This window comes from Pseudomonas sp. P1_C12 (assembly GCF_056406435.1).
On the sequence record NZ_JBFUAE010000001.1, the window covers coordinates 512,283 to 531,523 of the forward strand.

At 55.7% G+C, this 19,241-nt stretch carries 11 protein-coding genes, 3 tRNA genes and 1 pseudogene; 4 read left to right on the top strand and 11 right to left on the bottom strand.

Annotation, left to right across the window (positions count from 1 at the left end):
• Window positions 1-5: 5 nt before the first annotated feature.
• Window positions 6-2,894, bottom strand: a complete 2,889-nt coding sequence (locus AC1D19_RS02285) for an AAA family ATPase (protein ID WP_477762232.1) — start codon at window positions 2,892-2,894, stop codon at window positions 6-8.
• Window positions 2,895-3,282: 388 nt separating this feature from the next.
• On the opposite strand from AC1D19_RS02285, the gene AC1D19_RS02290 reads away from it, so the two are divergent.
• From AC1D19_RS02290 to AC1D19_RS02300, 3 genes are all read left to right on the top strand, one after another.
• Window positions 3,283-7,224 carry an NACHT domain-containing protein gene (locus AC1D19_RS02290; RefSeq protein WP_477762233.1) on the top strand — a complete coding sequence of 1,314 codons (3,942 nt, stop codon included), beginning with the start codon at window positions 3,283-3,285 and terminating at the stop codon, window positions 7,222-7,224.
• A gap of 287 nt (window positions 7,225-7,511) precedes the next feature.
• Complete coding sequence (locus AC1D19_RS02295; RefSeq protein WP_477762234.1) at window positions 7,512-7,844, top strand: HNH endonuclease; 333 nt, start codon at window positions 7,512-7,514, stop codon at window positions 7,842-7,844.
• 135 nt (window positions 7,845-7,979) lie between these two features.
• Window positions 7,980-8,669 carry a DUF5677 domain-containing protein gene (locus tag AC1D19_RS02300; protein WP_477762235.1) on the top strand — a complete coding sequence of 230 codons (690 nt, stop codon included), beginning with the start codon at window positions 7,980-7,982 and terminating at the stop codon, window positions 8,667-8,669.
• Between the two features lie 578 nt (window positions 8,670-9,247).
• Here AC1D19_RS02300 and AC1D19_RS02305 read toward each other — a convergent pair.
• From AC1D19_RS02305 to AC1D19_RS02345, 9 genes and pseudogenes are all read right to left on the bottom strand, one after another.
• Window positions 9,248-9,748, bottom strand: a pseudogene (locus AC1D19_RS02305) (group II intron maturase-specific domain-containing protein); the annotation flags it as partial.
• 895 nt (window positions 9,749-10,643) lie between these two features.
• Window positions 10,644-11,966, bottom strand: coding sequence for a tyrosine-type recombinase/integrase (locus AC1D19_RS02310; RefSeq protein WP_477762236.1), 1,323 nt, complete (start codon window positions 11,964-11,966; stop codon window positions 10,644-10,646).
• A 172-nt stretch (window positions 11,967-12,138) separates the two neighbouring features.
• Window positions 12,139-12,225, bottom strand: a tRNA-Leu gene (locus AC1D19_RS02315).
• Window positions 12,226-12,420: 195 nt separating this feature from the next.
• Window positions 12,421-12,494 (bottom strand) — tRNA-Cys (locus AC1D19_RS02320).
• Between the two features lie 47 nt (window positions 12,495-12,541).
• Window positions 12,542-12,617 (bottom strand) — tRNA-Gly (locus AC1D19_RS02325).
• 63 nt (window positions 12,618-12,680) lie between these two features.
• Window positions 12,681-13,241, bottom strand: a complete 561-nt coding sequence (gene pgsA, locus AC1D19_RS02330) for a CDP-diacylglycerol--glycerol-3-phosphate 3-phosphatidyltransferase (protein WP_477756494.1) — start codon at window positions 13,239-13,241, stop codon at window positions 12,681-12,683.
• Window positions 13,242-13,273: 32 nt separating this feature from the next.
• Window positions 13,274-15,097 carry an excinuclease ABC subunit UvrC gene (gene uvrC / locus AC1D19_RS02335; RefSeq protein WP_477762237.1) on the bottom strand — a complete coding sequence of 608 codons (1,824 nt, stop codon included), beginning with the start codon at window positions 15,095-15,097 and terminating at the stop codon, window positions 13,274-13,276.
• Between the two features lie 2 nt (window positions 15,098-15,099).
• Window positions 15,100-15,741 carry a response regulator transcription factor GacA gene (gacA, locus tag AC1D19_RS02340; RefSeq protein WP_008015884.1) on the bottom strand — a complete coding sequence of 214 codons (642 nt, stop codon included), beginning with the start codon at window positions 15,739-15,741 and terminating at the stop codon, window positions 15,100-15,102.
• 97 nt (window positions 15,742-15,838) lie between these two features.
• Window positions 15,839-16,312 (bottom strand): GNAT family N-acetyltransferase, encoded by a 474-nt coding sequence (locus AC1D19_RS02345; RefSeq protein ID WP_477762238.1) that lies wholly within the window; start codon window positions 16,310-16,312, stop codon window positions 15,839-15,841.
• A 663-nt stretch (window positions 16,313-16,975) separates the two neighbouring features.
• Here AC1D19_RS02345 and AC1D19_RS02350 point away from each other — a divergent pair.
• Complete coding sequence (locus AC1D19_RS02350) at window positions 16,976-18,055, top strand: 3-deoxy-7-phosphoheptulonate synthase (RefSeq protein ID WP_477762239.1); 1,080 nt, start codon at window positions 16,976-16,978, stop codon at window positions 18,053-18,055.
• A 57-nt stretch (window positions 18,056-18,112) separates the two neighbouring features.
• Here the strand turns inward: AC1D19_RS02350 and AC1D19_RS02355 are convergent, their stop codons facing one another.
• On the bottom strand, window positions 18,113-19,177 hold the full coding sequence (locus AC1D19_RS02355; protein WP_477762240.1) for a hypothetical protein: 1,065 nt from the start codon (window positions 19,175-19,177) through the stop codon (window positions 18,113-18,115).
• Window positions 19,178-19,241 lie beyond the last annotated feature (64 nt).

Sequence of the window (19,241 nt, forward strand, 5' to 3'; positions counted from 1 at the left end):
TTGGGCTATTGCTCCTCAAGGAGAGGATTTTCAGTCTGCATCTGCTGGTCTTCTGGGACCTGATCCCGTTGAGCCACGCTTGCAAGGCAACAGTCGATAAATTCAAGCTCTTGGACAAGGTCGGCGGCACGCTTTTCGAGCGCGCTCAATCTCATCTGTTGCTCCTGCTGGACATGGTCCGGTGCGCGAGCAAGCGACGCCATTTTTCTCTTGCCCCACTCGATTTTTCCATTGATGTCCGCAAGGAATTTTTCCCCGGAATCTTTTTTCCTCGCGGTGAATAACTGACACTCTAGCAAGCGGATTGCATCATAAATCCTGACTACCTCCTTGCTGGTTTTGGAGTGCACGAAATTCAGACTACCTTCATCGAAAGCATGATGTTCCTGGTTCTGCCCACCCCAGTTCACGAGATCATTCTTGATAACGTCAAAATGAGTAAGATCGTAATCAATATAGGGTTCAACGAGTGAAAACGTCGATTCAAGACTGACTTGTAGATACATACTCTTTTTAAGCTGAGACTTATTGAAGTGAGCAGTGACACTTACACCCTTTTCTATGCAGTACTCCAGCACCATTGACTCAAACCAGATGCGACAATATATTAACGCCTGCCTGATATCGTAGACAGCTAATGCGCGGTATACCTTCTCTTGAAAGCCTCCCGCGTGATCAATAACCACGATGCCCTTATTCGTATAGCTCAGCACGTTGCTGGTGTGTTGATCGCATTGGGTATGACGCTCCGCAATGATGCAAAACCTTTCCCAGAAAAGTCGATCGTGGGTGGTAACCACCATTTGAATTTGGCGGAGATAGGGGTCAGAGAAAAACAGATCGATGATATTCGAGCGATGATCGCTATCGATGGCGTTGACCACGTCGTCGAAGACTATCAAGGGAAATTTATTCTTTTGAGCCATCGCGAGCAATAACGACAACCCGAGCGCTCTTAGATGCCCTTCGCTCAATATTGAGAACGCATCTAACGAGGATCCGTCTGCATTTGATATCTTAATCCTGTAGCTGTCAGCTACCTTGTCAAAGCTCAACGAATCGATTTGCTCATGCTCATCGTCGTGATTATTGATGGCTCGATAGTACTCTGCCGCTTTAGCTTCGATCCCGGAGATGCGGGATTTTTCCAATGTCAGTTTGTAAGTCAGAAAATCGCGATAAAGGTTGCCGTACTCAATCTCAAGATTTTTTAGTAGCAGGTTAAAGTGACTATTGTCAGTTGCATCATTCATCAGCTCAGCTTTTTGCGCTGAGAGATCAGCCATCTTATTGCTAACGATCTTAAACTCGCTCTCGGCGGTTCTCTTTTCATCGAATAGGCGCCTTAGCACCTCGCCAAGCTGACTCAGCTCCTTGGCCTGAAGTTCGAGTTCTGTTGCTTGAGCTTCAGACTGAGCCACTTCATTGCTCTTGCGTTGGCAGGCTTGGAGATACGCCTCAAGCTCGCTGGTGTGTTTACCTCGGAGTTCCAGAAATAAGCGGAGAACGATCGACGCTATCTCGGCACGATCCGTCGCTGCGTGAAAGTCCGAAAGTGCCACTTGAAGATCATCTGTAAGCAAAACGCATGGAACGCCAGCTTGCTCATTGGCTTTCACGATGGTCAACCCTGTAGCAACCCTAGACGCCAAGTACGCGATTCGTTCGTCATTCCGTCGTTTCGAATGCTTCAATTGCTCTAAAGCACTTAACGCCTGAAGCTCATGCCGCGCCCTCTCGAAAGGGTTCACAGAAACTCTATCCAATGGGGTCAAACAAGCCGGGCAAGTGTCGCCTGTTTCCGAATTTTCGATTGCCTCAAGGGCTTGGTAAATCGCCCGATAGTTTACATCCGAAGCTCGTCGAAGAAATTCTGCTTCGATTGTCGCCTTGTGTCTAAACAGCCGGTTAGCGATGGAACAGGCACGACTCACTTGCTTCAGGGAAATGACGCTCGGGCCTTGCGCTACTCGTAGGCGCTCGGCTTTACGAATCCTCAACTCGATTAATTTAGGTAGCCTCTGGTATCTGAGACGCACATCGTAATCTTGGTCAGCTCGCAGCCCCAAAAGCGCACAGACTTTTGAGATAGAGGCTCTCACTGCAGCGGCATGAATTCGTCGCGTCTTTCCAAGAGCAACCCGGTCGCGCTCTAAAGCTGCCAGGGAATCAGTCTGGTCAGGGCGCATGAAGGGCTTGAGGACGAAACTCTCAGGCCTGACAAATCGGGAAAGGACCTCCTGGAACTCTTCCAGCCCAAACAAGGTGGCCAAGACGTCTCCCTCGGCGCTTCCCGTGTCCTTCGAGCCCAGCAGCGAAAATTCTTGAAGACGGTTGCGGTCGATAAAGCAACTCGACCAACTGAGGCTCTGCGTCACCGGTGCCTTGTTTGTGTCGATCAGGCTTAGCTGAGGTCTGGTTGCTCCACGCGCAACATATTGTTTGACCTTGGTCTTGCGGCGTCCGGCCTCCTTGATATTCCCGGTGGTGCCGATTTCCAATGCTTCACACAGCGATGATTTGCCGCCACCATTAGGGGCGTAGAAGATGTTCTTGAGAGGGCTGAAGTGAAGGAGAGTGCCTTTATCATCGGAGCCGAACTCTCCGAACCCTCGAAAATTCTTTACTCGCAGATTAGCCAGCGGATTCAGACCTGACGGTGCCACCCAATCCAATTCCGGTCTGCTATCGAGAACTCTTTTGAAGCGTGCAGCAGCCCGTTGATAGTTACGGCCCAGCAGCTCATCAGCCGCCGTGGTGATGTGCGATTTGATGTGGTCGGAGTAGCGCCCTTTACTCTGATTAGCCTTAAACATACACCAGAGGAGCATGAGGTAAGCATCAGGCTTTCCTTCAAGGTTCTGCCTTGCGAAACTCAAAAGATACTGGCTCATTACACCTCCTTGTTGGTACGCACCAGCCTAGCCATGCTGAAATCAGAAAGCCATCACTGCTACTTCTTTTTACGCTTCAACTGAGTTTGATGTCAGGCCAATACTAAACGTGGGAATCTGCCAGCGCGATTCGCAGCTTGAGCAGAGGTGAACTTGACCTGTAGGAGGTCTACTAAGCCGTCTGCGCGCTCGACGACAACGTCATCCAGCCCCGTCGTCGCACTCAAATCTAACTAAGGGTGTTGCGAGCTGGCCCGGCAGATCAATCGCAAATGACCCGGAGGTCTTGCCGGCTCTGGCAGATGTAACCTGAGGCGGTGATCGCGTTGTTCTTGATGTCTTCAGACAGGTTAACCTAGACGAAATTTTTTGGCTGAAGAAACAGGCTATGGAAAAGGAAGTTCCTTTCATCCCGCGTACTCTGGTGCACCAAGATGGGCGACACGGCCCCCTTCGTGATAACGAGCTTGACCCGCATCAAGCCCCGATCGTGATACTGGGCGAGGCTGGAATGGGGAAAAGCCGCTTACTCGCACAACTGGCCGCACAAGCAGGTTGGCACATCGTGCGAGCCGACGAGATCGAGCTGGTTGGCGACGCTACCTCGACAGTCATGCTGATAGATGCGCTCGACGAGTCAACAGACGCTGCCACCGGAACTGCGCTGAAGGCGGTGTTGCTGGAACTGAAGAAACGCAACTACCCACCCTTCATTCTGTCCTGCCGTGCCTCGGACTGGTCGCGCGCGAAGCATGCACACTTGATCGAGGCCGCCTACCGCCAGAAACCCACCGAGCTGCACCTGCAACCACTCGATGACGAAGATATCCAGGCACAGTTGCATGCATACCTTCCCCCGGAGCGGGTCATCACTCTTCAGTCGCACCTCGAGCGCTTCGGCCTGACCCACTGGCTTGGCAACCCACACACACTGAAACTGATTGCCGAAAGCGCCATGCATGGCGAACTCCCCCGCAGCCGCTCCGAACTGTTCCGCAAGGCCGTGGAGCAACTGGTGAGCGAACATAATGACCTGAAGACAAACAACGCGTTCGCCATCAAGGAAGCGTTCGAGTTGGCCGGCGCAGTCTGTGCGGCACTTCTGCTAACGGGCCACACAGCTATTTCACGCCAAGCACAACCTGCCCGATCAACCGATGTCTCCATCATCGAACTGAGGCAACTGCCAAACGCCGATCGGGTCGAAGACTTGCTGGGTACCCGCCTGTTCAGGGCGCTAGATGCCAATCGCTTCGAATGCATCCACCGCAGCATTGCCGAATACCTGGCCGCTCACTGGCTCGCACACGAACCGTTGCCTCGCAGAACCCAGCGCCGGCTGCTTGCGATGTTCCATCAGCATGGCATCGTGCCCTCTGGCCTGCGCGGCATGCACGCATGGTTGTGCATGAGCCCGAATCTGGCCCAAAGAGTGATATGCATGGACCCAGCAGGCGTCATCGAGAACGCGGACCTGGCCGGGCTTGATCCAGCCTCAACCACCCTGTTACTAGAACGATTAGAAGAATGCTATTCGAGTAACCCAATGGCACTTTCCTGGTGGCGCACCGGCGCCGCCGTTGAACTGGCCAGCAAAGGCCTGGTGGGCGAGTTGGTAAACATCGGTACAGATCGAAGCAAGCCAGTGCATCTGCGCCTTCTTGTTCTCGAATCGCTGGACGCCTCGGCGAAGCTAGAGCCGTTCAAGAACCGGTTGTCGGCCGTCATACTCGACAGTACGGATGTGTATGGCGCTCGTCGAGCAGCACTACAAGCACTGCTTGCCCTCTTGTCAGGTGATGAGTCCCTTGAGTGCATTCGCGCCCTGCACGCAGATGCCGATCCGGACTCCGTCAGGCTAGCCTTCGACCTTGCTTGCCTGGTCGATTTCGACGGTGTCGAAAATGAACTCCTCGCCGCGCTGATCATTGGCTGCTCAGACCAGAACGACCGCTTCGGTGAGCTGTGGGACAAGTTCGCCCCGCTCAAGTCCGACTTCCCGGCGTCGCGACGCACGCCACTGTTGAATTGCCTGATCGACCAGGCTCCCGCAGGGCTGTCCTGTACCGAGTTCTATACCCGGCAGGTTGACGAGTTTCGCGAACTGCTTACTGCCCTGACCTTGGCGGCGATGACGGACAATACGCTCTCTCCGGCGCAAGCTTGGCGTGCGTTCAGCTTCTCCTGTTCAGTTCCGCTTTACCCAATGCTGGACCCCACCATCATTGAGCGTCTGGCCGCAGACCACGCCTTTCGCCACGCCGTTCAACAACATGTGATGTTCGACTGCACAGATGGTGAGAGCCTTGGCCAACGGCATGAGCGGCTGCAAGAGATCGGTCTTGATTGCTCGGAAAGCGACGCGATCGAGATGCTGGCGAGGCTGGACGCCGACGATCTAGAGGACGAGCGCTGGAAGGCTCTGGTAAGCCTCATACATCACGACAACGAGCACGGCGTGCAACTGCGCGCCGCCGCGCTGCGGTTTGCCGGCAGCCACCCGCAAAGGCTGGCCTCGGCAAGCAACATCGAACTGGACTCCCGTCGGCAAGCGCATTGGGAACGTCAACTGCGCGAAAACCAGACCCGTGTGGAACAGGACCGTCACGACGCCACTGCCCGGCTGAATGAGCACAAGGCAGCAATTGCCGCCATGAGCAAAGGCGATCACCGGTACCTGACGATACCGGCGCAAACCTACCTGCGCGGATCTCGCCATAGCCTTGATGCAGGGGCCGGAAATGGCGCTGTCGTGCAGTGGGCAGGTCACGAATTGGCAGCCGCAGTTTTCCAAGGTTTCGAAAACTACCTACGAAACATTCAAGCACGCCTATCGGCTGAAGCGATCAGCCAGTACTTCGCCCGATTCAGCCAGTACGAACGCAACGACCAAGACGTGGCGCTGGCAGAGCTTTCCGCAGAGATCATCCTGGCTGCGGCAATCGAGCACGTGCGCACCCGAAGCTCTTTGGCATGCTTAACGACCGAAGCGCTGTTCGCCATCTTTCTTTCGCTCAAACAGCTCCCCTTCAAGGCACCCGACACGCTGGAAACGCTGGTGTACAAGACGCTAGGCGAACGCAAACTTCTGATGGAGGCCATAAAGCTCTGGTTCGAACCCTGCCTGCTTATCGGCGAGTTCATCCCGCAGCTTTATCCAGATGACCCGGAGCTCTACAACCAAACCGAGAAAATCCTGACGAAACTGGCAAGCGACTGGCTGGAGTGCCGACCGGACCTGCCCGAGGCATCGCAGTACTGGTGCTTGCAGCATCTGGCCCACAATGAGCCAGACACAGTCCCCCGTGCTCTGCGGCATTGGGGCTCGGGAAATTCTCGCCCCATGCCGCTATTCATTGAAGCTGCGCAACTCATCGTGAACTTCGAGGAAAAGTCGGCGCTACTCGACTGCACACCGGTGAACCCTGAACTGCTGCTGGCACTTAGTAAGTTTCAGATGCTCACTCCAAGCGTGGACACCACCAGCTGGATCATCGAAAGATTCCGGGGCTGGTATCCCATGATCGGCTGGCTCAAGGGCAACCTGATCGATGAAGACTGGTCGAGACCGCAAAGTGAATACCTGCAACGCCTGATCTTCCAGCTAAGCGAGCAGCAAACCCACGAAGCACACTCGGCCATGGACCTCCTGTGCGAAGCCTCCCGTGACAGTTACACCGATTACCTGTGTGAACGCCGTACCCTGCAACGCCAGCAAGGCCAGGGATTGGCATACCAACCACCCACGTTGGAGACGTTGCTGGCAATCAAGCGTGACGGACCACCGCGCACCGGAGCCGATTTGCTGGCCTGCATCCTCGAACAGCTGGAAGATGTACAGCGCCGGATCAAGAATGACGAGCTCAACTCTTGGAAACTGTTTTACATGGACGACGGCAAGGCGCCACAACGAGAAGAATGTTGCCGAGATCGTTTGATCGGTATGTTTGAACATATAACGGCAGATATCCGATTCGATCCCGAAAGACACGTGGTCGGCCAACGACGCGTGGACATCATGTGCGAAACCATGGACATCACACTGCCCATCGAAATCAAACGTGCCTGGAACGGGCAACTCTGGGACGCGGCCGACCAGCAGCTCGATGCCGCGTATGTCAGCTTCCACCGTGGCTCGGGCCTAGGCATATACCTGGTGCTGTGGTTTGGCGAGCACTCCAAGAAACCGCGCCGCCCAGCAGATGGAAGCCCGTCCCCCAGCTCCCCGGAGCAGCTGAAGACGATGCTGGTCGAGCGTAGCAAGGCTGCCACGCAGGGACGCGTGGCGGTGGTGGTGCTGAATATGACACGTAGCCAGCCCGCGAAGTGACTCGCAACCGCCCGGACAGCTTTTCGTCGCTTGAGGCCGCGGCGGGAACGCTGGCCATCCTGCGCTCTCTGTAGAGCAAATCGTCGACCAAACCTTCCTACCGGACAATGCTCTCTCACGAACTGATGCAGGAGCTCGCCGATGCGCTGCCGCTGGAGATCTAGGAAGCGGCATTCACACCAACAGTCTCACCGACGGGAGAGCTCGAGCTGCTACAGGCCGATCGGCGGAGGCTTCGTACCCATCCATCGGTTGTTCAGCCTGGCTAGGCAAATTTCAGAGAAAGCGTGCTGGCGCGGTATGGCGGAGAGTGCTGCATCAGCGGGTGCAACTTCGCCGCGCTGGTCGAGACGGCGCACATCATTCCGTACAGGGAAGACCAGTCAGATGATGTGAGCAACGGATTACTGCTGCGGGTAGACCTACATCGGTTGGCCATTCAAGTGAGGCGCATACCGGGCTGCGGCCGCTCCGCTTCGCATGGTAAATACGCACTTTTAGTTAACGATACCAAAGCCGCTTGGTATCTCACCGAACTGACAGGCACGCTCAATCTGAATCTGAGCCATGATGATCTGGATCACTCACGTGCTCTTGTCATTTGCAATACCGTGACTTGATACCCCCGCCACACCCAAGCGCAATTGATCACGGGAGCAGGCCGCCACCTCCATCACCACCACAAAGGGTAGAAAAAACCGCATTCACTGAATAGAGTCTTGCATCCATATCAGATCAGAAGGTGTTAGAGCCGAATGAGCACTTCATCAGCAATACTGGACGAGCTTGTTGAGTCCTTGAAGACGCAAGCTTCATTGCTGATCGCTGCATCAGAAATGGAGGCCAAAGGGCCAAATGATCTTCGCGACGAATTTGCTCGTCGACAGCTGAGGCGCTCAGCGGAGCTCGTGAGCGGAGCAGCGGCATTAGGGGCAGTGGCAAATTCCGCCTCCTTGGGAGTCTTAAGCCGCAGCTTACTCGAGCAACTGATAATGGTTTTGTGGGGCATTCGATCTATTGACAATGCGAAGTCCCAAAGCGACGCGGGTACTGCTGAATTGGCGAAAGCACTAAAGATGAACTTAAAAGCAGGCACCGCCAAGGTCTTTGACCGGCGCACTGGCGAGGAAGTAACAGCCAGATATCTCGAGAGGGAGCAGGCAAAGGGGAGTCCGCGACGTAAGAGTGTTGAGGAGCAAGCCAAAGAGGCAGGCGTTTTGGACCTGTATACCGTTTTCTATAGATTTTTATCGCTTGAGACCCATGGCCACAACGAAAGCCCCAAAGAAAAATCAGAAATCGCAGCTCTGTGCGTCACCCACCTTCAAGGGATTGGTTGCATCAGTCGCGCCATCGGTCAGGCAGGTGTTTGGTGGCTGATGCATCGTCACTGGCCAGACAACGAGTCACTACGTGAAGTGTTGGGCCTAAATGCAAAGGCTTAGAAACAAAGCTCGACGACACACTGCCCTTTCTTGGACAAATACTCTCCATCCAATCCCAAAACGCAATAACACTGAAAGCCACCCCGCACCATCTTGGTATTCTGACAGGAATCGCCATTCGAGATCGCTCGCAAACCAGTGCGAGTGGGGGCAAAAATGGGGGCATAACTGATCTTTTTTGACCTAAAACTACCGTCCTAGAGCCTAGTCAAAATGTTGGCTGGGGATCCGGACAGCCTGTGAGAAGCCTTGCCGAATGCCTCTCAGAGACGTGTATCACTTGGCCTGGACGCCTTTAAACTTTCCGGTGCCGCTGTATAGAAGTTGGAGAAGACTGCCTGACGAGCCGTCAACTAGGTCCATCCCTGCCCTCCATCGCCAAACTTCCTGCGGGGGGCATTGGCACACAGAAATCTTGCGTCCATCTCCTCCGAAAGAGGTGAGGACTCCACCGAGAGCCAGTCGTTTTGTAGGGGTAAAAACGATCAAAATCGGCATAGGAGACGGCCTTCATAGGCCGTTCCCCTGCCACACCACCCGGCATGCGGGTCCGCACCGGGCGGTTCGAGAGATTGAGGTTATGAGAGTCGCACCAGACTCAACCTGTCGAACCACGCCACATCCAGCACTCGATTGAGCTCAAAGCGGCTGTTACGCCACCAGCTATACGAGTTGGCCGCCACTTTCCGTGCGGTTTGGGCACTGGCCCCCAGACCCCGCAGCTCGCGGTAGATCGTCGGACCACGTCTCCATTGTTTAAGCTGGATCGCTCGCAATCGGTGTCGCATCCACTCATCCAGCCCTCGCCAGATTTTCGGCGCTTGTGACAACCCAAAGTAAGTTTTCCAGCCCAGAAGATAGGGGCGTAGGTTCTCGACAACTTGTCGCAGACTGCGGCCACCTGAGCGACGGGTGAGTTCGCGTAGTGGCTGCAATACCTGCAGCAACGCTTGCTGGATCAAGCGGTCGGTGACCGCTGGAATACCCAACTCGCGTTCGCCGCCGTCAGGCTTGGGGATGACCACGCGGCGTACCGGATTGGGCCGGTAGACACCTGAGAGAAGCTGTTCACGAATCGCGGCCCGGCTAACGCCGTCGCCCTTTCAGGCGCGAGGCGAGATCTCCCCAGGTAAGAGCGCAATCCTTCCCCGCACAACCGCCGGATTTACGTTGCCGCCCCTTTGACCACAAGAACTTCGCGGTTTGCTGCCCGCTCGCCCTGATCGGCATCGCCTTGCATCCGGTTCTTGTCCATCGGCTCGCGGCTTTGCTCCACGCTTCCTCCCCACACTCGGTCGCCCTCATGCAGTTGCGCTTCACTTCGTTCGCTGTGGTCAGCTTACGGCGGGACTTTCACCCACAAGATTGCGCCCATGCTGGGCGCACAACAAAAAGGGGTCGCGAGATAAAGTCTCGCAACCCCTTGAATTATATGGTCGGGACGGAATGATTCGAACACTCGACCCCCAGCACCCCATTTAAGAAGGTAGAGAAATATTTAAATTTTTCTGCTGGCTGTGGTTGGCTTGTAAATAAAAAACCCGACACGAAGGCCGGGTTACCCACCCTCTCCGAGACGCAGCCCCCAAATGAGAGGGATGGAGAGCTGAAAAGAGAGTGTGGGGGGCGAGATATTGCTAAATGGTGCTCTTCTGCGCAATAAAAAATCCGACTCAAGTGCGGTATATCGTGATCATTAGCCCGTAGAAATCAGATGCTGACCGTCATTTTTCGAGTTTTTCCCGATGCCTCAGGTGGCATGTGAAGCCCAGCACTCCAGTGGCAACTCGAAGAACAACAAACGCCTCAACTGTAACGGTAACATCCTTTGCCACCGCTCGAAGTTAACACCTTAGCTTGAGCCCAGGGCTCTGCACACGAACCGCGTGGTCACGTCGAAATTATCCGGAGTGAGGACATCAATTGTCGAACGACCTTTTAATCGCCACCCCCAACGAAGCATTACCGGTACGCTTACTTCATTGCGCCACGTTTTACTTTTAACCGAGTGACATTCTCGCCGGCCTGATTCGCAAACTCGTGAGGGGTGACATGCTCCTGAAGATTGGCCTCAAGGTACCGACTCCACCAGTTCATGATCAGCCTGCGCTCTTCAATGAACTCTGCCTTGTGAATGTAGGCGGCACGAACGCTGTTCCGCTCTCGATGGCTCATCTGTCTTTCAATAGCCGTCTCTGACCACAGCCCTGACTCAACCAGTGCGCTGCAGGCCATTGAGCGGAAGCCGTGACCACAAATCTCTGTCTTCGTGTCGTACCCCATCGTGCGCAACGCTTTGTTCACGGTGTTTTCGGACATCGGCTTCCAGGCCCTAGCATCACCGGCAAATACCAGGTCGAATGTGCCAGTGAGGGTGTGGATCTGTTCAAGCACGGCCACAACTTGCGGCGATAAAGGCACAAGATGGACATCACCCGCCATTTTCGTCCCCCGCGTTGAATGGCGTACGTCCTCCAGCTCCGGCCGAGTATCCGGGATCTCCCATACGCCACGCTTGAGGTCGAACTCGCACCAGCGAGCGAAACGTAATTCACTCGAGCGAACAAACACGTGCAGCGACAGCCTGAGCGTTAGCCGGGTCAGCTCTCGGCCTTTGTAGGCATTGATTCGTGCCAGCAATTCAGGCAGGCGTGATAGGGGCAATGCAGGCCGATGGGTGACTCGCGGCGCTTTGATCAAGCCCTGAAGATCGTACGCAGGGTTTATCGGAATAAGACGAAGGCGTTTTGCCTCACGCATAATACTTTGCAGGTATCTTTGTACCCTTAAGGCGACGTCAATCGTTCCTCGTTTTCTGATCGCCTCCAAAGGTTGCATCAGATCATAAGTATCGAGATTAGCAATCGCGCGGGCACCGATAAACGGGAAAACATAGTTATTCAGACGGTTCAACACATTCTTGGAATGGTCCGGTGTCCATCTGGCCGACATGTTCTTGTGCCAGTCCAACGCAACGCTTTCAAAGGTACGCCCGTTGACAGCATCTTCCGTTTTGGCTTTACGCTTGTTCTCAACGGGATCAATGCCGTCTGCGAGCATCCGCTTCGCATCTAAACGCTTCTGGCGCGCATCGGCAAGGCCAATCACAGGATAGCTGCCGAGGGAGGTCAACCCCTCCCGGCCGTCAGGCTTTACGTACCTGAGACGCCAGCCTTTACGGCCATTGGGTTGGATTAGGAGATAGAGACCGTCGCCGTCGAAAAGCTTGTAGGGACGGTCTGTTGGCTTGGCTAAACGGCAAGCAGCGTCGGTAAGCGGAGCAGTTGTGCGCGACATAAGGGTACTATCCTTAATCGAACCAAAGACTACCCCTAACTTTACCCTCTAAATGACCGGATTCCAGAAGATTGGACAAGAATCCGACGGAATGCTAAAACGAAAAAACCCGCCAGAAGGCAGGTTTTTCAAGGCCTCCAAAGAACTCAAAAGCGCTCTGTGGAATGCAAGATGGTGCCCGAAGCCGGAATCGAACCGGCACGCCCTTACGAGCGGGGGATTTTAAGTCCCATGCGTCTACCAGTTTCGCCATTCGGGCGGTAGCGCGGTGAAGCGTCCAGGTTCTGTCAAATAACGATCTGGCAGTTCTGACGCTTGTGCAGCAGAGGTGGAAATATATACATCCCGCCCCGGTGAAGCAAGTTCGCAAATACCCTTTTCAAGACTAAATCTTGCAGGCTACTGCAAATAAAAAAGCTCCGTAAATCATAGATCTACGGAGCTCGTTTATTAGTGGAGGCCGAGGTCGGAATCGAACCGGCGTAGGCGGATTTGCAATCCGCTGCATAACCATTTTGCTACTCGGCCTCAAAACATTTGGTGTCTAGTAGCGCGACATCAAATGCGTACAAACTTGGAGCGGGAAACGAGACTCGAACTCGCGACCCCGACCTTGGCAAGGTCGTGCTCTACCAACTGAGCTATTCCCGCGTCTTGGTGTGGCGCATTCTATAGAATCCAGAAGCCCCGTCAACCCTTTGATTCAAAAAAGTTTTATTTCTTTTCAACGTCGGTCTTCAGATGTGGCCAGGCAGCCCGCAGGTACTGGACCATCGACCACAAAGTCAGGCCAGCCGACACCATCAGCAAGGTGTAGCCCAGCAAGACCCAGAAACTGAATTCCTTGGGATTGGCCAGCAGGATCACCAGCGCCAGCATTTGCGCGGCGGTTTTCCATTTGCCCAGGTTCGATACGGCGACGTGGGCACGAGCACCCAGTTCGGCCATCCATTCGCGCAGCGCCGAGACGACAATCTCGCGACCGATGATCACGGCAGCAGGCAGCGTGAGCCACAGGTTTCCGTGTTCCTGCACCAACAGTACCAGTGCAACCGCAACCATCAGCTTGTCGGCAACCGGATCGAGGAAAGCCCCGAACGGTGTGCTTTGTTCCAGACGGCGGGCCAGGTACCCGTCCAGCCAGTCGGTGGCGGCAGCGAATGCGAAGACCGAGGCGGAGGCCAGGTAGCTCCATTGGTAAGGCAGGTAGAACAGTAAAATGAAGATCGGTATGAGTAGAACGCGTAGAACGGTAATCAGATTAGGGATATTCATCGGCACAACTGGCTACGAGGTGAGGGGGCATTCTACTCGCTGTGCAGATTTGCATAAATCAACTCTGCGAGCTTTTTACTGATCCCGGGGGCTTTGGCAATTTCTTCGATGCTTGCACGAGACAGCTCCTGCAATCCACCAAAATGTTTCAACAAATCCCGCCGACGTGTGGGTCCGACGCCGGCGACGCCCTCCAGTGTAGACGTCCGACGGGTTTTTCCACGCCGGGCGCGGTGCCCGGTGATGGCAAACCGGTGGGCTTCGTCGCGAATCTGCTGGATCAGGTGCAACGCGGGAGAATCGCCGCGCAACGTGAACTCATGTGCAGCGTCGTTCAGGTACAGGGTTTCGAAACCGGCCTTTCGCGTCGCGCCTTTTGCCACGCCCAGCAGAATCAGGTCGGGTACGGCCAATTCATCGAGTACGTCGCGGGCCATGGACAACTGGCCTTTACCGCCATCCACCAACAGGATATCCGGCAGTTTGCCCTCCCCGTCCTTCAGCTTGCTGAAGCGTCGGGTCAACGCCTGATGCATCGCCGCGTAGTCATCGCCGGCCGTAACGCCCTCGATGTTATACCGGCGGTAATCGGATTTGATCGGGCCTTCGGGGCCGAAGACCACGCAGGACGCCACCGTCGCCTCGCCACTGGAATGACTGATGTCGTAGCACTCAAGTCGTTGAGGAGGCTCATCCAGCTTCAGCACCTCGGCCAGCGCATCGAAGCGTGCCGTAATGTGCTGACGATTCGCCAGGCGCGCACTCAGTGCTTGCTCGGCATTGGTCACCGCCAATTGCTGCCAGCGCGCCCGCGTACCACGCACACGATGGCTGATGGTCAGTTCACGACCGCGCAACTCGTCGATGGCGGCGATCAGTGTTGGAAAGTCGTCGTGGACCACATTGACGATCAGTTCACTTGGCAAGTCGCGCTCAGGACTGCTGATAAAATACTGGCCGAGAAATGCGGCCATGACTTCGCTAACGTCTTCTTCAATACCAACCTGAGGGAAGAAGTTCTTGCTTCCCAGTACCCGCCCGCCCCGCACGCTGATCAAGTGAACACAGGCACCGCCCGGGTTGACGAAGGCGGCAATCACATCGACGTCCCCGGTCCCGCCTTCCATGCTCTGCTGATCCTGAACCCGGCGCAGTAACGCAATCTGGTCCCGCAACTCGGCTGCTCGTTCGAACTCGAGATTGATCGCCGCCTCTTCCATCCCGGCGGACAACTCGTCTGTCAGAGCATTGCTGCGCCCTTCAAGAAACATCACCGAGTGGCGCACATCTTCCGCATACACCTGGGGCTCCACCAGCCCGACGCAGGGCGCCTTGCAGCGCTTGATCTGGTATTGCAGGCAAGGACGGGTGCGATTCTTGTAAAAACTGTCTTCGCATTGCCGAACGAAAAACGTCTTTTGCAGCAGGCTCAGGCTTTCGCGAATCGCGCCAGCGCTCGGGTAAGGACCGAAATATTTACCCTTGGCCTTTTTCGCGCCGCGATGAATGCTCAGTCGCGGAAACTCTCCGTCGGAGAGAAAGACGTAGGGGTAGGATTTATCGTCGCGCAGCAGGATGTTGTAGGGCGGACGCCATTCCTTGATCAGCGTCTGCTCAAGCAGCAAGGCTTCGGTTTCGTTGGCCGTGATCGTCGTTTCGATCTGGGCGATACGCGCTACCAGTGCGGCGGTCTTGGGGGCGAGCCCGGTCTTGCGAAAGTAACTCGACAGGCGATTCCTGAGGTTTTTCGCCTTGCCGACGTAGAGCAAACGCGCTTCGCTGTCGAACATGCGGTACACGCCGGGGCGCCCGCTAACGGTGGACAGAAAGGCGCTCGGATCAAAGGTGTCGGTCATTTTCAGAGGCTGGCGTCGACCATACCGTGACGAACCGCCAACAGCGTCAATTCGACATCACTGCTGATCGAAAGCTTTTCGAAGATGCGGTAACGGTAGGTGTTCACGGTTTTCGGGGACAGGCACAACTTATCGGAAATGATCTGTACTTTCTGGCAGCCGACGATCATCAGCGCGATCTGGATTTCCCGCTCCGACAAGGCATCGAAAGGCGAATCGTTGGTGGGCTGGAAGGACTTGATCGCCAGCTGCTGGGCAATTTGCGGGCTGATGTAGCGTTGTCCGGCGAATACCAGGCGGATGGCCTGGACCATTTCCGGCAAACCCGCCCCTTTGGTCAGGTACCCTGCCGCCCCAGCCTGCAACAGCCGCGTAGGAAACGGGTCCTCTTCACACACGGTCACCGCGACGACTTTGATATCCGGATGACTGCGCAATAATTTGCGAGTGGCTTCAAGACCGCCGATACCCGGCATCTTGACGTCCATCAGCACCACATCGGGTTTCAGCTCACGCGCCTTGAGCAGGGATTCCTCTCCCGACTCGGCCTGGCCGACTACTTGCAGGCCATCGATGTCAGCCAGCATTCGTGTAATGCCTGTACGAACGAGATCATGGTCATCGACTACTAGCACCCTAATCAAGCAGACACCTCGCAATATGGTCTTATTGGATTGCCAGACACCTTAGCAAAAAGCATCTGGCAGACCTAGCGGAAAGCATCAGATTAAAAGTTTCAATTCATCTTGAAAGGCTTGTTGCAAACGTGTTGCAGCAATCCCGACCGGAGAAATCCAGCTGCATCCTCAAGAAACATTCGTCCTTGCCCACCACCCTTAATCCCTTGCGCCCGTACAACGCTTGCGCCGGGTTGTTTTCGAAAACCGTCAGGCGCAACGCCGGACGCCGCTCCTTGCACGCCAGAGCCAGCACCTGATCGATCGCCCAGGTTCCAGTGCCCTGCCCACGAAACGCTTCGACAATATGCAATTCGCGGATGTACAAGGCTCTGGCATCACGGCTCAGACTGACATAACCCAGGACATTTTCGCCGCATACGATCAACCGGTTGTCGCGCCCTGCCCAGGCCACATCAAACGCCTCGTCCTGCCACAGCAGATCATGCTGAATGTAGTAGCGCAGCATGCCACTACAGGTCAGTTCGCGGGCGAACTTCAGGGCATCAGGCGATGCCGGACGCCATTGACGCTCCATCATTCCAGCTCCACTGCAAGGGACAGTACCGTCATGAAGCGTCCTTGTGACGATGTGTTTTTTGTTGAGGCGCAGAGTGTGTCACAACCTTCGGGGCACTCAAGCGATAGAAAGCGGGGTCGTTGGCCGATAGCATTTTCTGATTGAATCTGCGTACCGGCCTCTAGTAAGCTCGACCCATCCATCGGAGACAGACCATGTTCAACACCCTCTTACAGCCTCGTACCGCCAGCGCCCTGCGCTCGGTTGCGGCTGCCCGGGTGAACGACGGTTGCGCTCCGGTCAGCTTTTATTTTGGGTATTGGTTTAGCCACTGGCGCGCCTGATACCCACACGGCGCCCACTTTAAACGGGTCGCCACCAGAGAATTCTCAACCCCCGGTCGGCCTCCCGACCGGGGGTTTTGTTTTTTCAGTCCCAGCACATTTAGCGACACACCAGACATTTAGAGGATTCAGCACATGAACTACGCCACTGATTACCGTTACGACAGTTTTACCGCCTGGCGATTTACCACCCTCCGCTCGGGACAGCCTGCCGCCTCCGATCGGTCACCCACAGGTGGCAAGCACACACACGCAGCCAATCTGGCCAATTGTCGAACACCCCAGTAGGGCCGAGCGCGCGGGCACGAACCCGCCACCAGCCCAGGAAGCCTTGAATATGAATTCGTCCGTCTCCGCACTGCCGCTGTCCACCATGAGCCCTGCCAATGAAGCGCTGACCCTGCGCCTGCCCAGCTCATTGCAACTCAAACAGCAATTACCCCTCAGCAATGCCCTGTCCCGGCAAGTCACCGCCCACCGCCAGGCGGTTCGCGCGATCCTCAACCGTGAAGACTCCCGCTTGCTGGTCATCGTCGGCCCATGCTCGATACACGATCCCAAGTCAGCCCTCGAATACGCTGGTAACCTTGCCCGCCTCGCCGCCGAAGTCAGCGACGAAATGCTGCTGGTGATGCGCGCCTACGTCGAAAAACCCCGTACCACGGTTGGCTGGAAAGGCCTGGCCTACGACCCACACCTGGATGGCAGCGATGACATGGCCGCTGGCCTGACGCTATCCCGCGAGCTGATGTGCGAAATGCTCCGCCTGGGCCTGCCCGTTGCCACTGAACTGCTGCAACCGATGGCGGCCGGCTACTTCGACGATCTGTTGAGCTGGGTGGCGATTGGCGCCCGGACCACGGAGTCGCAGATCCATCGGGAAATGGCCAGCGGCCTGGGGATGCCGGTCGGTTTCAAGAACGGAACTGACGGCGGTGTCGGTGTCGCCAGCGACGCCATGCGTTCCGCCGCCCATCCCCATCGCCATTTCGGTGTCGATAGCCAGGGACATCCGGCGATCATTCAAACCCCGGGCAATGCGGACACTCACCTGGTATTGCGCGGCGGCCATCGCGGGCCGAACTACGACAGCGCCAGCGTTGTCCAGGTAAACAGCGACCTGACCAGGCTCAAAATTCCGGCTCGAATCATGGTCGATTGCAGTCACGCCAATAGCGGCAAAGACCCGTTGCGCCAGCCAGCCGTGTTCAAGGATGTACTTGAACAGCGTCTGCAAGGTGACCGTTCGCTGATCGGCATGATGATCGAGAGCCATTTGTTCGAGGGCTGCCAGCCGTTGAGTTCGTCATTGCAATACGGTGTGTCAGTGACTGATGGCTGCCTCGGTTGGACCGGGACAGAACGACTGTTGCTTGATGCGGCAGATCGGCTGCGGGCATCAAACAACGCCCGATAATTGGCATCATCCTTTCGCCCTCCGGCCTTCATGCGAAGACTGGAGGGCAAATGGCAATCAATGCCCCATCAGGGACTGCACCTGAACCAGTGTCACTCCGGATTGCTGGCGGGTGCCGTCAAGGCGCTCGACTGAATAGGAAACACGGATCGCGGAATCTCGATGCTCCCTCCAGAACCGGTAGGGAACGATGAACACCAACGGCTCGCCCGCAGTGTCTCTGGTTACTTCGCGCTCGTTACAGTGATTGAATTTCTCCCCGTCGCATCTCAGGTAAATCAGTTCACCTTTATCAGCCCTGGCGTTTTCGATGACGACAGTCACGCCATCCTGTGCATCATGCAGATCCACCCAACCTTCGTCGGCCTCCAGCACAATGGGCCCTGGCAGTGGTCGCCGTTCCAGGATGTCAACCATCAGTGCCGTCACTTCAGAGTAACGAGGCCCCTGACCTGCTTGCTTGACGCAATAATCGATGGAAACGGAGGAGCCCAGATTCGACGCAATGCACTCCGGGCTGACCCAAAACGACAGCTCCTCCCCCACAGCAAAGGACTCGACCTTGAGTGCATCACTGAAACTTCCTTCGACCGAAACGCCAGCCCAGGCCAGCAATACCCAGTCGCCCGCCGCCATGCGTGCATAGGGTTTGATCGTAACGATCGCCCCTTCTTTCACCCGATCCGGATCAAGCGTTCTACCCACCGCGTCGTTCACTGTCGCAGGCAACAGGTCGGATTGCACATCACCCACACTCAGTTGCAAACGGTGGGAGTGCAAGGGCTCGGCAAAACGGGTGCTCGTGAGTGAGTAACTGATTTCGAGTGAACCACCGTCAAGCGTCGCAATATGTGCGCTAACCACGGCAAAGATCATGTCCTCGCCGACCCGGTCCTCAGTGACAAAGCGCGCGACCTGATGATTGCAGGCGACGCCATCAGCATCCAGACCCGCCCAACTCAATAGCAATTTGTCGCCGCAAGTCATGCCCGGATAAGGCTGGACCCTGATGACGGCTTTTCTGTCAGAGGGGTTCAGAACGCCGTTTTCCGCCTGTTCAAGAATTGGAGGTGGTAATGGTTGCTGCGCGAGATTCAAGGCATCGGGTTCATAAACAGTCATTCATTCGCTCCAGTCCTTGGAATAAACACCGAACAGGTGGCCGGCTTTGGATGACGACTATTTA